Consider the following 14,474-nt stretch of genomic DNA (forward strand, 5'->3'; position numbering starts at 1 on the left):
GCAAATTTTGTTAACACAAAGCTGTAATTAAGTCTTTTATTGTTTATAAAACTTAGCATCTTTACGCAACTGAGCCATTTTGATTGCCGCCACAGCAGCTTCTGCTCCTTTATTACCGTGTTTACCACCACTTCTATCGATAGATTGCTGTTTCTCATTATCGGTAAGTACACAAAAAATTACTGGTATATCAGATTTAATATTTAAATCTTTTATTCCTTGTGTAACACCTTCACAAACAAAATCAAAATGCTTGGTCTCTCCTTGTATTACATTACCAACAGCGATAATGGCATCTAGCATCTCAAAAGATTCTTGCATTTTTTTGCAACCATAAATCAATTCAAAACTACCAGGAACATTCCACCTAACAATATTTTCTTTTAGTACACCATTTTCAATAAACACATCGAAAGCGCCTTGAAAAAGGTTTTCTGTAATGTCGTCATTCCACTCAGAAACAACAATCCCAAACCGAAAATTTTTCGCGTTTGGGATTGTATTTTTATCGTAAGCGGATAAATTTTTACCTGCTGTTGCCATAATTTATTTTAGTGCTTTTGCTTGTCCTAAGTAAACTGGTACTTTATCAGCTTCAGGAGCATCTGCATATTCATCTTCAATTGTTGTTAAAAAACCTTCTGCTTTTTCACCTTTTCCCAACTCTAACGCTGTAATCGCAGCTTTTAATAAAAATTTAGGTGTCGTAAAATCATTCGTTCTCATCTTTGCAGCATCTTCATAATAACCTAAAGCTTCTTCAGGTTGCTCTAATTGCATAAATGCATCACCAATAGCGCCTTTTGCTAAAGGTGCTAAAATTTCATCTTCACTAGAAAAATTTTCTAAGTACGTTACCGCTTTATCATACTTACCCGTATTTAGGTATGCCATACCTGCATAATAGTTAGCAAGATTAGCCGCGTTAGTACTTCCGTAGTTATCTATAATATCTAAGAAACCGTATTTACCGCCACCACCAGTTAAGGCTAGATTATATAATGAATCCTGTGCTTTACCATTTGCATCTAAAGCATTTTCAAAATAAATTTGAGATTGAGAAATTTCATTGGCTGCTTCTTGTTCTTTAGGTTGATTTATAAACTTCTCATACCCTAAATAACCTAAAACGACTACAATAATTACCGCTATCGCAATAAAAATAGGCTTTTGGTTTTTCTCTAACCACTCTTCAGTTTTGTTAGCTCCTTCATCAAGGTTATCAAAAACTTCTTGCGTGGTAGATTCTCCTTCTACATATGCATTCTCATTTTCGCCTATTTCTTCTTGTTCTGCTTCTGGTTTTGGCTTGTAGCCCCTTTTCTTATATGTTGCCATAAAATTGTCTTAATTGATGAGCAAAAATAAAATTTTTATTTATATATAAAAGAGATTTTTTTTGTTATTTTTCAATACTTTGCAAGCGTACAATAAAGATCGTACTAACAATTAACCATTTCTAAAAACAACTGTTTACTAACACTTTATGCATTTAAAAAAACTCTCTTTACTTAATTATAAAAATTTTGAAATGGCAAATTTTGAATTTGATGAGAAAATAAATTGTCTTGTGGGCTATAATGGCGTTGGAAAAACAAACGTTTTAGACAGCATTTATCATTTAGCTTACGGTAAAAGTTATTTTAATCCTATTTCTACTCAAAATATAAATCACCAAGCTGATTTTTTTGTAATAGATGGTGAATTTGAAAAGTTAGAACGTACTGAAAAAGTTGTCGTTAGTGTAAAGAAAGGACAAAAAAAAGTGATTAAGCGAAATGCAAAAGCCTATGAAAAATTTAGCGAGCATATTGGCTTAATTCCTGTAGTTATTATTTCTCCTGCAGATCGTGATTTGATCGTTGAAGGTAGCGAAACTCGTAGGAAATTTATAGATAGTATAATTTCTCAAAACGATAGCGACTACCTTAATTTATTAATGAAATACAATAAAACGCTATCGCAACGAAATTCATTATTAAAATATTTTGCTGCTAATCATACCTTTGATAGTTCTACACTAGATATTTATAATATTCAGATGAGTGAAATGGGGCAAAAAATTCATCGAAAAAGAATTGATTTCTTAGAAGCTTTTGCTCCTATTTTTAAAGAACGTTACAAAAGCATCAGTAATTCTAAAGAAAAGGTGAAAATTAGCTATAAAAGTCAGTTATCAGAAGATAGTCTTGCTAGTTTATTCGAGAAGAACCTTCAGAAAGATATGGGATTACAGTACACTAGTGTAGGTACTCATAAAGATGATTTAACTTTCAAAATAAACGGTCATCCCGTTAAAAAATTTGGATCGCAAGGGCAGCAAAAATCTTATCTTATCGCATTAAAATTGGCTCAATATGATTTTATGAAAGCTCAAAGTAAGGTAAATCCTATTTTACTCTTAGACGATGTTTTTGATAAATTAGATGAAAATCGTGTCGCACAAATTGTAGATTTGGTCACTAAAGACGATTTAGGTCAACTTTTTATAAGTGACACCCACGCTAACCGAACTGAAAATGTAGTAAAAGCAAATGCTAATCAATATAAAATGATTCAATTATCATGATTAAATTTAAATCACTATTTATCGTTCTTTTTCTAGTCTGTTTCACCTATAGTTGCAACGAGATAAAAGAAAAAGATTTACAGAATTTAGAAGGCTATTGGGAAATAAAAAAAGTAGCTAAAGAAAATGGTAAAGAAAAAATTTACAAGTTCAATGAAACGGTAGACTTTATTGAATTTAATGACCAAAAAGGAGTTAGAACTAAAGTAAAACCAACATTAGATGGAGAGTTTTTCGCTACCAATGATGCCGAGGCTTTTAGTATTTCTAAAGAAAATAATCAGTGGATTTTTCACTACCACACTGAAATGGATGATTGGGATGAAACCCTTTTAAAATTAGATAAAGATGAACTTAAAGTAAAAAACAAACAAGATATAATTTATACCTACCAACGCTTTAACGGATATTTAGATGGCAAGAAATGATGAACACCAATCAATAAGTGATGTACTCAAAAATTTTGTAGATAAAAACCGACTTCAAAAAGGTTTAGATCGTATAAATGTAAAAGAAGTGTGGCAATCTGAAATGGGACCCGCTATTAACAAATACACCACTTCAATTCAATTAAATAATGATACACTTTATGTAGAATTAAGTTCATCTGTTCTAAGGGAAGAACTAAGCTACGGTAAAGAAAAAATCATCAAAAGGATGAACGAAGAATTAGGTAAAGATTTGGTAAAAAAGTTAGTTTTAAGATAATTAGCAAACCTTAAAACCTAATAAATAAAAAAAGCTCGTTAGAAAACTAACGAGCTTTTTTATCTAACTAAAATTATTTAGAATTGCTCTCTTCCAGCAAAGTGAAAAGCACCTTCAATTTGTGCATTCTCATCGCTATCACTTCCGTGAACAGCATTTTCACCAATAGAAGTTGCATATTTTTTTCTAATTGTCCCTTCTGCCGCATCTTCTGGGTTAGTTGCGCCTATTAAAGTTCTAAAATCTTCAACAGCATTTTCTTTTTCAAGAATAGCAGCAACAATAGGTCCACGAGTCATAAATTCTACCAACTCTCCAAAAAACGGACGCTCGCTATGTACTGCGTAAAATTTTTCAGCATCACGAGTTGTCATGTGTGTTAATTTCATCGCTACAATTTTAAAGCCTGAAGCTGTAACCTGTTCTAATATTCCACCAATATGACCGTTTTCAACTGCATCTGGCTTAATCATTGTGAATGTTCTATTTCCTGACATGATGATTTTTTTAAATTTGCTGCAAAAATAATCAAATCCTTGGTAATACCTAAACTTCTAACATTTTAATAAACAAGCTAAGAAAAAAAATAAATGTAAGAAATATTATAAATTGTATATTCGTGAGCTATGAAATCAACAGAAATTAAAGAAATTAAATCACTATTAACCACACCCAAAAAAATAGTGATCGTTCCTCATAAAAATCCTGATGGAGATGCGATTGGCTCTACATTAGCGCTTTGTGACTTTTTAAAAAGCAAAAAACATGATGCGGTAGTGATTGCTCCCAATGATTATCCTGAATTTTTAAAGTGGGTTCCGGGTCAAGAAAATGTTCTAATTTTTGATAAAAATCAAAACGAAGCTAAAAGTAAAATTCAAGAAGCAGAAATAATTTTCACCTTAGATTTTAACCATTTTTCTAGAACAGGTTTAATGGAAGAGGTATTGAGCAAGACGACCACCACCTACATTATGATTGATCATCATCAACAACCAGATGATTATGCTAACTATACCTATAGTGATGTAAGTTGTTCTTCAACTTGTGAGATGGTGTATAATTTTATCGATATGTTAGATGAAACTACATTGATTTCACCTGAAGCAGCGAGTGCTTTGTATTTAGGTATAATGACAGATACTGGTTCATTTCGGTTTTCTTCTACCACTAGCAAAACACATCGCGTTATTGCAAATTTAATAGATAAAGGGGCGAAAAATGCTATAATTCATCAAGATACTTTTGATAATAATTCTTACGAGCGGATGCAATTATTAGGTGTAGCGTTAAATAATATGAAGATTTGCGCAGCATATAAAACTGCTTATATTACCCTATCTCAAGAAGAATTAGACCAATATCATTTTAAAAAAGGAGACACCGAAGGTTTTGTAAATTATAGTTTAGGAATAAAAGGAATAATTTTTGCCGCTATTTTTATTGAAAATAAAGCAGACCAAATCATAAAAATATCTTTACGTTCTAAAGGTAATTTTGATGTAAATCAATTTGCTCGAGAACATTTTCATGGTGGCGGTCATATTAATGCTGCAGGAGGAAGAAGCGATTTAAATCTAGTAGAAACCACTCAAAAATTTGAAAAACTCCTACCTGATTATGAAAAAGAACTAAAAGATGAAGCATAAGTTATTAATTATTAGTCTTGCTTTTCTAGCATTAGCTAGTTGCAAAACACCAGAAGCAAGAAAACCAGTTTCTCAAAATTCTGGTTCATTTTTTAAAGAATCGGTGAAGAGAAATCAACAACTAGTAGCACAAGAAGAAGAACGTATTTCAGAAATCATTCAAAAAGATACTGCTCATAACTACATTTCTTCTAGTGACGGCTTTTGGTATTATTACAATCAGAAGTCCACTCAAGATAGCATTTCTCCAGATTATGGAGATTTAGTAAATTTTAATTATAATATTTCTACCTTAGAAGGAACTTCTATTTACTCTACAGAAGAAATTGGAACACGAGAATATAAAATTGATCAGGAAAACGTTTTTAATGGTCTTAGACAAGGCTTAAAGATGATGAAAGAAGGAGAAACACTTACCTTTTTATTTCCTTCACATAAAGCTTTTGGTTATTATGGTGATAACGAAAAAATTGGTAGAAATGTACCCATTAAATCTACCATTACACTTAATAAAATTACAAAGGAAGATAAATTAAATTAAAACCAGAATACAAATACAATATGAAAAAACAGACCTTACTTTTATTGTTAGCAGTTGCATTTAGCGCTATTGCTTGTCAGAAAGAGCAATACCCAGAATTGAAAGATGGGATGTACGCCGAATTTAAAACGAATAAAGGAACTTTTGTTGCTGAACTTTTTTACAAAGCAACACCTATTACTGTTGCCAATTTTGTTTCTTTAGCTGAAGGTGAAAACCAAATGGTAGACTCTACTTACAAAGGGGAAAAATTCTACAATGGGTTAACCTTTCATCGTATTATCAAAGATTTCATGATTCAAGGTGGTGATCCTGAAGGAACTGGTCAAGGTGGTCCAGGCTATAAATTTCCAGATGAATTTAACGATTCACTTGTTCATGATAAAAAAGGAATTTTATCGATGGCTAACGCTGGTCCTGGCACTAATGGAAGTCAATTTTTTATCACCTTAAAACCTACTCCACATTTAAATAACAGACATAGCGTTTTTGGAGAAATTGTAAAAGGAGAAGAAGTTGTAGATTCTATAGGTAACCTAGAAACTGCTCAACGTGATAAACCTGTTGAAGATGTGGTAATGCAAGAGGTAAACATTATTAGAAAAGGACAAGATGCCAAATCTTTTGATGCACCAATGGTTTTTAAACAAGAGTTAGACAGAGTTGAAGAGAAAAAAGAAGATGCCAAGAAAGCTTTACAAGAAGAATTAGAAAATCTTAGTAAAGGTTACAAGAAAACAGATAGCGGCTTACGATATAAAGTAACTGAAGCTAACGAAGATGGAGCTATACCTAAAAAAGGACAAAAAATTAAAGTTCATTACACAGGTATGTTTACCGATGGTAAGAAATTTGACTCTTCTGTAGATAGAGGTGAACCTATAGAAATTCCTTTAGGAATGGGAAGAGTTATCCCAGGTTGGGATGAAGGTTTACAACTTTTAAAAACTGGAGAGAAAGCTAGATTTGTAATTCCTCCACATTTAGGTTACGGAGAGCGTGGTTACGGACCAATACCTGCTAATTCTATTTTAATTTTTGATGTAGAATTGGTAAGTATAGAAGAGTAAACTTTTAGAGAATTTATTCCATATAAAAGCCCTTATCGTAACGATAAGGGCTTTTACTTTTCATAGCAATTTTTAAAAAGTTATAATTATAACTTCTCAATTTCTTTCTGTAATTCTTCTTTAGATTTTCCTGTCTTTTCTTGAAGACGACCAAGCATTTCATCAAACTTACCTTCAGAATAAGTTACATCATCATCAGTAACATTTCCGTACTTTTGTTTAAAATTACCTTTTATTTGGTTCCATTTACCTTCTAATTCCATCTTATTCATAGCTTTTAGTTTTTGTTGTTTAACAATGATTAAATTTACAATCTAAATGGCTAATGCTATGCTAAAGAAATCCCATTTTATTCTTAAGGCTTTGTTATATTCTTATTTTCATAAAACAAGAATTCTCTCTTTAATCAGCGTTTGTTTAATATTGATAGGGTGTGGAGCAGGAAAACCAAAATCTTCAGCTTCTATTCAAATTAATTATTTGGATGATTATATTATTCCCGCAGATTTTAATTTTAAAAGAACAAGAATAGGCGGTTTAAGCGGAATTGATTTTGATGGCAAATATTATTATGTAGTTTGCGATTCTCCGTCCAATCCAAGATTTTATCAAATAAAGATTAAAATAAATCAGAAAAAAATTGACACCATAACATTTAAAAAGTTAATTGAACTAAATCTAGCATCTTCTTTTATAGCCAATAACATTTTCGATTTAGAATCTATACTTTACACTACAGAAAATGATGAATTTATTCTTAGCAGCGAAGGAGCTATAAATCATCATAAAAACCCATCGATCATTAAAGTAGATAACTCAGGTAATTACCTGTCTCAATATTCCCTTCCCTCCTATTTTACTGTTGAAGACAAACAACACCCTAGAAATAATGGTGTTTTTGAAGGACTATCACATGCAATAAACACTAAAGGCATTTGGTCTTCTACAGAACTGCCTTTAACTAAAGACGGACCTCAACCTCAGCTTTACCGCACCAAATCTCCTGTAAGATTTACCTATTTTAATAAACAACTAAAACCTGAATTTCAATTTTCTTATTTGTTAGCGCCTATCCAAAAGTTACCCTATTTACCGTTTCATATTAACGGAGTTACCGATATTTTAGAGATTTCACCTAAACAATTTTTAGTTTTAGAACGTTCTTTTTCTGCAGGCAGAGGAAAACGATCTTATGATGTTTTGTTATTTAAAGCAGATGCTTCGCAAGCAACAAATACATTATCTATAAAACAGCTAAAAGGTAAAATGAAAGAAAAGGTAATTCCTGCTCAAAAAGAATTCCTTTTTAATTTTAAATCGATTAAGAAAAAATTGAAAGAAAATAAGATTGATAATATAGAGGGAATTTGCTTTGGACCACAACTAGCGAACGGAAACGCAACTATTTTTGTAATTTCAGACAACAACTTCAGTAGTTTTATGCAACAATTAAACCAAGTGATTTGGTTAGAACTTCAATTAAAATAATTTATTTAAGTTTCTTTTAATGAGAAGTTATTAAGTATTGCTTAATTTTAATTCAACTAAATCTAACACATGAAATATTTATCTTTATTTATTGTATTCTTAAGTTTTATGGGTTGTAAAGAGCAACAAGCAGAAAAAGAAAATGAGCAGCAAATGGCGACAAAAGAAGCTGAGTTTAATTTTAAACCAAAAGATACTACGGTTTATTATTTTATAAGACACGGCGAAAAAGACCGTGAAGCGAATACAGACGATCCGCATTTATTACCTAAAGGTATGCAACGGGCTAACTTTTGGGCTAAAGTTTTAAAAGACAAAGAAATTGATATGGTGTACAGTACTAATTATCAGCGAACGTTAGAAACTGCTCGTCCAACCGCAGACCAATTCAACATTAAAATTGAACTCTACAAAGCTAATCACTTATACAGTAAAAATTTTCAGAAGAAAACAGATGGAAAACATGTTCTTATTGTTGGCCATCAAGACACGACTCCGCAATTCATTAATAAAATTTTAAAAGAAAAAAAATACAGTAGAATTGAAGATAATGAAAATTCAAAATTGTTTATCGTCACAATTTATCCGAACGGAAAAAAATCTAGTACGGTAGAACAACACTCGTTACCTAAAAACAATTAAGATTTTCAACGCTAAGTTTAAGCGCAATTTCTATCGAGCACCGTAACCTTTAAATCTTTATTTTCTATCGTAGAATAAAGCTCTAGCTCATTTTTCTCAAATAATTCATCTAAATCTTCTAGATTAGGAGAAGTTCTTGCTTTGGGTTTATAATTTTTATAATCTACAAATCTAATTCCTTCAATTTTGCGAGGATTAATAGCTTTTCTAAAACGCATTCCTCCTCCGTTTATATGATAGCTATAAGCTAAATAATCTACTTGATATGTATTTTTATTTACCCAATACATGTAGGTATCTTCAAAATCTTTACCTCCGTGCTGCTGAGAAAAGTTAACTTGAATCTCGTAGTAAACTTTTCCTTGAATAGAATCTTCTGCAATTAGTTCTTTTCTAACTGTAGGATCATTCAATCCAAAAGGTAATTGCACAAAATAATGTACAGAGTTAATAGAATTTCCAACTTCATTTACCATACTATCTTCTAAAAATTCTTCTTCATTATTTTTATAATAACTAAAACCAACGTTATTGATGGTTGCTAGAGTTTCATTACCCAAACTATCTTTTTTAATTCTACTAAGCTCAAACATTCCACAGTTGCGAGTGCTTTTATAAGTAGCATCTCTAAATGTAAATTCTATAGTTGCTGTTTCATACCGATGGCCGCCTGCAGAGTCTATAACCACATTCATAATTTCTGCTCCTTTCCCACCGTCTTTAGGGACTGGCATTTTAGATGTCTTTGTTTTCACTTCTTCTATCTTTTCATTTTTAGAATCGTTTTTACAAGATGTGAACGCAATTACTAATAAAAGAAGTGTATATATTTTTTTCATTATAAAATTTTATTAATTCTACCACAAATGTAGAAAAACAACCAACTTTTAAATAGATTTTAAGCAAATAATTAATAAGAACAATAAAATAATTGTAACAATTATTTCTTAAAGAAGTCCTATATTACAGAAGAGTTATTCTAAATTGAAAAAAGCTTCCTATTTTAGCGCTTACTATGGAGAAAAATAAAATCAACATAAAAAATAGGAAGGCCAGATTTCAATATGAGATCCTTGATAAATATGTAGCAGGTATAAAATTGGCTGGTACAGAAATTAAAGCCATTCGTGAAGGTAAAGCAGGAATAGCTGAAAGTTTTTGTGAATTTCATCGCGGAGAATTGTATGTAATTAACATGCACGTAGATGAATATTCTCACGCCACACATTTTAACCATAACCCAAAAAGTGAACGCAAGCTTTTATTAACCAAGCAAGAATTAAGAAAGCTTGAAAAACAAATAACCCAGTCTGGGTTAACCATTATTCCGCTCAACTTATTTATTAATGATCGAGGTTTGGCAAAATTAGCAATAGCTCTTTGTAAAGGTAAAAAGACACACGATAAACGCGAAACGATTAAAGATCGTGAAAACAAACGTCGTCTTGACCGCATTAAAAAAGACTATAAATAACTAATGCCAACACATTTTGAAAAAACTTTTACTGCTAACACTTCTGTTACTTTCTGGGGTAATTTCTGCCCAAGTGGCAGGTAAAATCACCGATGTAAACGGAGAAAAACTTCCTTATGTAAATATTTACCTCGAAAATAGTTTTACAGGAACTACCTCTAACCAAGAAGGAGAGTACGAATTAGAGATTAATAAGACAGGTAAATATACCATTGTCTATCAATTTTTAGGTTTTAAAACACAAAAGAAAAAGGTAGAAATTAACGAGTTACCCTTCACCTTAAATGTTACCTTAGTCGAAGAAGAAACTAGCCTAGAAGAGGTTCTTATTAACTCTAATGAGAATCCTGCCAATCGTGTAATTAGAAATGCTATAGCGAATCGTAAAAAAAACTTAGCTAAAATTGAAGCTTACACCGCAGATTTCTATTCTCGCGGGATGTGGAAAATAGAAAACGCACCTGAAAAAATTCTAGGTCAAGAAGTTGGCGACCTTGGTGGTGGCTTAGATTCTACCCGAAGCGGAATTGTTTACCTCTCTGAAACCAAATCGCAGATAAAATTTAAAGCACCAGACGATTTTCATGAAAAAATCTTAGCCTCTAAAGTAAGTGGCGATGATAATGGTTTCAGTTTAAATAGCGCTCAAGATGCAGATTACACATTTTACAATAATACAGTTGAATTAAATACTGAATTGGTTTCGCCTATCGCAGATTATGCCTTTAATTATTATAACTACAAACTAGAAGGGATTTTTTATGATGATTTAGGCAACCTTATTAATAAAATAAAAGTAATCCCTAAACGACCAAAAGATCGAGTTTTTTCAGGCATTATTTATATTATAGAAAATTCTTGGGAGATTTATGGAATAGAATTAATGACTACGGGAGAATCTACTCAAATCCCTCCGATAGAAACTTTAACGTTTAAACAAAATTTCACTTATTCTGAAAAAGATAAACTTTGGGTAAAACTTTCTCAGACGGTAAATTTCACTTGGAAAATTTTTGGTATTTGTGGTAATGGTAGGTTTTCTGCCGTTTACAGTAACTATAATTTTAATCCGCAATTTACACGTGGAGATTTTAGCAATGAGATTTTGAGCTTTGCTGAAAATGCAAATGAAAAAGATTCTACTTACTGGGAAACCATAAGACCTATGCCGTTAACCATAGAAGAAGCTACAGATTATGTGAAAAAAGATAGCATACAAGAGCGTAAAAATTCGAAGGTATATAAAGATTCTGTAGATCACGAGCATAATCGCTTCGGCATTACCGATCCGCTTTTTGGGTATAGCTACCGCAATTCTCACAAACAATATTCTTGGAATATCAGTGGTCCCATAGAAGGTATTCGCTATAATACGGTACAGGGTTGGAATACAACTATAGATGCAGGTTTCACCAAATGGAAAGACGATTATAATAAATATTGGAGCTTAAATGCCTCTGCTAATTATGGTTTGGCAGACGATCGTTTGCGATTAAAAGGTGGTTTTACAAAAAAATTCAATAACAATTCTAAGCCCTATTTTACCTTAAATGGAGGTATTGAAGCTAATCAGATTAATAATACCGAACCTATTTCTACTTTAGTAAGTTCTGTCGCATCTATTTTATTCGATAAGAATTATTTAAAAATTTACGATCGAACTTTTATTGAAGCTCGTTATTCTGAAGAATTATTTAATGGCTTTAGGTTATATGCCAACGCATCTTTTGAGCGTAGAAACCCGCTGTTTGATGATGCCGAAATTATTGAAGAGGAAGACGAGTACACGCCAAACAATCCATTATCTGCCAACGATTTTAATTCTGCTCCTTTCGAAGCACACAATATTGCTAAAATTGGTATCACGGGAAGGGTTAATTTTGACCAGAAATATTATAACTATCCTGACGGGAAATATAACGTCACAAATTCAGATTACCCAACGCTTTACTTCAGCTACGAAAAAGGATTTGCAGCTACAGTAGACGATTATAATTTTGATCATTTTAAGATTATGGCTACCCAAAATATAAGCCTTCAGAATAAAGGAGATTTTGAATATAGCTTAAAAGGAGGTAAATTTTTAAATGGAGATAATATTTCTTTAGTAGATCATCAACATTTTAATGGTAACTTAACTCACGTAAAATTATCGCCTACAATCAATCAATTTAATTTGCTTCCTTATTATGGGTTTAGTGCGAACGACACCTATGGAGAGCTGCACGCAGAGCATAACTTTAAAGGTTACTTATTAGGGAAAATTCCGTTTATAAGAGATTTAAATTTTAATACGGTTATCGGTGTTAATGGGTTATGGACCACTGGTAATAAACCTTATTCTGAATATTCTGTAGGAATTAGTAATATAGGTTTTGGCAAATATCGAATTTTAAGAATTGATTATGTAAAAGCTTACCAAGGTGGCTGGCAAGATAGCGGCATAATGTTTGGATTGAGTATTGGAATGTAAACCCTAATTTTATGAAACAACAAAAGTATAAATGCTTGCACAAACTTATATGGCTTTGTTGTATTGCTTTATTTTTGTTGTCTATTATCCCTAATTTATTAGCCAATTATTGGCTGGCAGATATTTTTTCAAATTTTAAATTTCAATATTTAATAGCCTCAATATGCTTATTGATGGTAGTCTATTTTCTTTTTAAAAAAAAATGGCTTGCGAGCTTTGTTTTATTGCTTAGCATTTGTTGGAATAGCTATTATATTTTGCCTTATTATCTTAAACATAAAGATGAAAATATAGTTAGTGAACATAACTTAAAAATTAATAGCATTAATTTATTATCTAGTAATGACCAAGTAAGATTAGTAGAAACTTATCTAGCAAAAGAAAACCCAGATGTTATTGTGCTTCTAGAATTTACACCTAAGTGGCAATCACTTTTAAAGAAAACTATACAAGATTATGCTTACAGCCATTTCGTTCCTAGAAACGATAATTTTGGTATTGCCATATTAAGTAAAAAACAGCTGAAAGCAAAAACTGCTTATTTTAAATTGAATGAAAAGCCTTCTATTGTTAGTGAATTAAAATTTGCAAAAAAAACGCTTACCTTAATCGCAACGCATCCTGCTGCACCGGTAGATAAAAATGCTTTTGAATTGAGGAATTTACAAATGAATTACCTTATTGAAAACCGATCTAATTATTCAGATCATTTAATCATTATTGGTGATTTTAATAACTCATCTTTCTCTAATCATTTTCAAAAATTATTAAAAAAAGATTTAAGAGATAGCAGGTTAGGATTTGGAATATTACCTACTTGGCCAGCAAATTTTTCATTACTTCAAACTACTTTAGATCATTGCTTAGTTTCTAAGAACATACAAGTTATAGAAAGAAAAGTAGGAGAAAATATTGGCTCTGATCATCTACCAATTTCGATTTCGTTAAAATTCTAAACAAAACGTCTTTCAGTATTAAATTTTACATTTAATTATCTAGATTTATCGTTAAGCTTATTTTCAAAATAAATTCTATGATACAATGAAAAGAAATTCACTTTTACTCTTATTACTTATTTACTATTTCCTGCTCCAACGATGATGAAGATTTCGTGCTCTACCAGAAGAAGAAATAGCGGCTTGTAAACTTTTAGAATATGGTTTAATTTACGATATGGATGGTAATTTTGATTATTTATATGAATTAGAATATAAAAATGCAAAGGTAATAGCCAGAAAACAAAATACAAGATTTCCTAAAATCGATAGTGTTGTATACGATGACTTGGGAAGATTATGGAAATTATATAAAATCCCTTCTAACAAGTATTCTGTATTTGAATATGAAAACAATTCTTCAAAATTACCTTTCAAAAGGTTAGAAATTAAAATCGAGTCAAGTTATATTAATCCGCCTCCACCTTATGAAGAAATGATCACCTACAATACAAATCATCAAATTAAGAAAACAGTTATAGAATATAGTAGAGAAATTGCTTCAACAGGGCAAATTTTCACCACCAACAAAACGACTAAGTACACCTACAATAATGATGGAAACCTAATTAAAGATCATTACAGAGAAACTACGAATTTTAGTGATACGGATTATGAAATAATTCAACTATATGGGGATTATGACACCCTTAACAATCCGTTTGAAGGTCTTCCGTTTTTAAATTTTGTGGTATAGCAGATTCTCCAAATAATTCGCATCACTATGAATATCAAAACTATTATAATGGAGAAGCTGGTGACACACACGATTCTAATGATATTCAAGATTATTATGCCAATGAGTTTGATTATTCAGAAGGTGTTGCCCTCTACGATTGTGAGTAAAGAGCATTTCTAAATTAAT

At 31.3% G+C, this 14,474-nt stretch carries 17 protein-coding genes; 12 read left to right on the forward strand and 5 right to left on the reverse strand.

Annotated elements, in window-relative coordinates:
• Window positions 1-36 precede the first annotated feature (36 nt).
• The gene (gene ribH / locus KW502_RS05015) at window positions 37-543 is read right to left on the reverse strand and encodes a 6,7-dimethyl-8-ribityllumazine synthase (RefSeq protein WP_219039437.1); all 507 of its coding nucleotides are present in this window, start codon (window positions 541-543) and stop codon (window positions 37-39) included.
• A gap of 3 nt (window positions 544-546) precedes the next feature.
• A complete protein-coding gene (locus KW502_RS05020) occupies window positions 547-1,338 on the reverse strand; it encodes a tetratricopeptide repeat protein (protein WP_219039438.1) in 792 nt (263 codons plus the stop codon).
• 148 nt (window positions 1,339-1,486) lie between these two features.
• Between KW502_RS05020 and recF the strand changes: the two genes are divergently transcribed.
• The 3 genes from recF to KW502_RS05035 are packed head-to-tail and all read left to right on the forward strand — an operon-like array spanning window position 1,487 to window position 3,277.
• Window positions 1,487-2,569 carry a DNA replication/repair protein RecF gene (recF, locus tag KW502_RS05025; RefSeq protein ID WP_219039439.1) on the forward strand — a complete coding sequence of 361 codons (1,083 nt, stop codon included), beginning with the start codon at window positions 1,487-1,489 and terminating at the stop codon, window positions 2,567-2,569.
• Window positions 2,566-2,997 carry a lipocalin family protein gene (locus tag KW502_RS05030; protein WP_219039440.1) on the forward strand — a complete coding sequence of 144 codons (432 nt, stop codon included), beginning with the start codon at window positions 2,566-2,568 and terminating at the stop codon, window positions 2,995-2,997. The genes recF and KW502_RS05030 overlap by 4 nt, the downstream gene beginning before the upstream one ends.
• A complete protein-coding gene (locus tag KW502_RS05035; protein ID WP_219039441.1) occupies window positions 2,984-3,277 on the forward strand; it encodes a DciA family protein in 294 nt (97 codons plus the stop codon). The genes KW502_RS05030 and KW502_RS05035 overlap by 14 nt, the downstream gene beginning before the upstream one ends.
• A 77-nt stretch (window positions 3,278-3,354) precedes the next feature.
• Here the strand turns inward: KW502_RS05035 and KW502_RS05040 are convergent, their stop codons facing one another.
• Window positions 3,355-3,774, reverse strand: coding sequence for a nucleoside-diphosphate kinase (locus KW502_RS05040; RefSeq protein ID WP_219039442.1), 420 nt, complete (start codon window positions 3,772-3,774; stop codon window positions 3,355-3,357).
• A 129-nt stretch (window positions 3,775-3,903) separates the two neighbouring features.
• Between KW502_RS05040 and KW502_RS05045 the strand changes: the two genes are divergently transcribed.
• Genes KW502_RS05045 through KW502_RS05055 form a run of 3 tightly spaced genes read left to right on the forward strand, consistent with a single transcriptional unit; the run spans window position 3,904 to window position 6,537 of the window.
• Window positions 3,904-4,926 carry a DHH family phosphoesterase gene (locus KW502_RS05045; protein WP_219039443.1) on the forward strand — a complete coding sequence of 341 codons (1,023 nt, stop codon included), beginning with the start codon at window positions 3,904-3,906 and terminating at the stop codon, window positions 4,924-4,926.
• The gene (gldI, locus tag KW502_RS05050; protein WP_219039444.1) at window positions 4,916-5,467 is read left to right on the forward strand and encodes a gliding motility-associated peptidyl-prolyl isomerase GldI; all 552 of its coding nucleotides are present in this window, start codon (window positions 4,916-4,918) and stop codon (window positions 5,465-5,467) included. Before KW502_RS05045 ends, gldI begins: the two co-directional genes overlap by 11 nt.
• Before the next feature lie 20 nt (window positions 5,468-5,487).
• The gene (locus KW502_RS05055) at window positions 5,488-6,537 is read left to right on the forward strand and encodes a peptidylprolyl isomerase (protein ID WP_219039445.1); all 1,050 of its coding nucleotides are present in this window, start codon (window positions 5,488-5,490) and stop codon (window positions 6,535-6,537) included.
• Between the two features lie 86 nt (window positions 6,538-6,623).
• Here the strand turns inward: KW502_RS05055 and KW502_RS05060 are convergent, their stop codons facing one another.
• Window positions 6,624-6,809: a CsbD family protein gene (locus tag KW502_RS05060; protein WP_219039446.1), complete on the reverse strand. Its 186-nt coding sequence runs from the start codon at window positions 6,807-6,809 to the stop codon at window positions 6,624-6,626.
• A gap of 58 nt (window positions 6,810-6,867) precedes the next feature.
• Between KW502_RS05060 and KW502_RS05065 the strand changes: the two genes are divergently transcribed.
• Complete coding sequence (locus KW502_RS05065) at window positions 6,868-8,025, forward strand: esterase-like activity of phytase family protein (protein ID WP_219039447.1); 1,158 nt, start codon at window positions 6,868-6,870, stop codon at window positions 8,023-8,025.
• Window positions 8,026-8,094: 69 nt separating this feature from the next.
• On the forward strand, window positions 8,095-8,667 hold the full coding sequence (locus KW502_RS05070; RefSeq protein ID WP_255554099.1) for a histidine phosphatase family protein: 573 nt from the start codon (window positions 8,095-8,097) through the stop codon (window positions 8,665-8,667).
• Between the two features lie 17 nt (window positions 8,668-8,684).
• Here the strand turns inward: KW502_RS05070 and KW502_RS05075 are convergent, their stop codons facing one another.
• The gene (locus KW502_RS05075) at window positions 8,685-9,506 is read right to left on the reverse strand and encodes a DUF6503 family protein (protein WP_219039448.1); all 822 of its coding nucleotides are present in this window, start codon (window positions 9,504-9,506) and stop codon (window positions 8,685-8,687) included.
• Between the two features lie 176 nt (window positions 9,507-9,682).
• Here KW502_RS05075 and smpB point away from each other — a divergent pair, with 176 nt between their 5' ends.
• From smpB to KW502_RS05095, 4 genes are all read left to right on the forward strand, one after another.
• Window positions 9,683-10,141 carry an SsrA-binding protein SmpB gene (gene smpB / locus KW502_RS05080; protein ID WP_219039449.1) on the forward strand — a complete coding sequence of 153 codons (459 nt, stop codon included), beginning with the start codon at window positions 9,683-9,685 and terminating at the stop codon, window positions 10,139-10,141.
• Between the two features lie 16 nt (window positions 10,142-10,157).
• A complete protein-coding gene (locus tag KW502_RS05085) occupies window positions 10,158-12,614 on the forward strand; it encodes a DUF5686 and carboxypeptidase regulatory-like domain-containing protein (protein ID WP_219039450.1) in 2,457 nt (818 codons plus the stop codon).
• 11 nt (window positions 12,615-12,625) lie between these two features.
• Window positions 12,626-13,570 carry an endonuclease/exonuclease/phosphatase family protein gene (locus KW502_RS05090; RefSeq protein WP_219039451.1) on the forward strand — a complete coding sequence of 315 codons (945 nt, stop codon included), beginning with the start codon at window positions 12,626-12,628 and terminating at the stop codon, window positions 13,568-13,570.
• 217 nt (window positions 13,571-13,787) lie between these two features.
• Window positions 13,788-14,306, forward strand: a complete 519-nt coding sequence (locus KW502_RS05095) for a hypothetical protein (RefSeq protein WP_219039452.1) — start codon at window positions 13,788-13,790, stop codon at window positions 14,304-14,306.
• Window positions 14,307-14,474 lie beyond the last annotated feature (168 nt).

It is taken from the genome of Mesonia aestuariivivens (assembly GCF_019311235.1).
Classification (GTDB): Bacteria; Bacteroidota; Bacteroidia; order Flavobacteriales; family Flavobacteriaceae; genus Mesonia; species Mesonia aestuariivivens.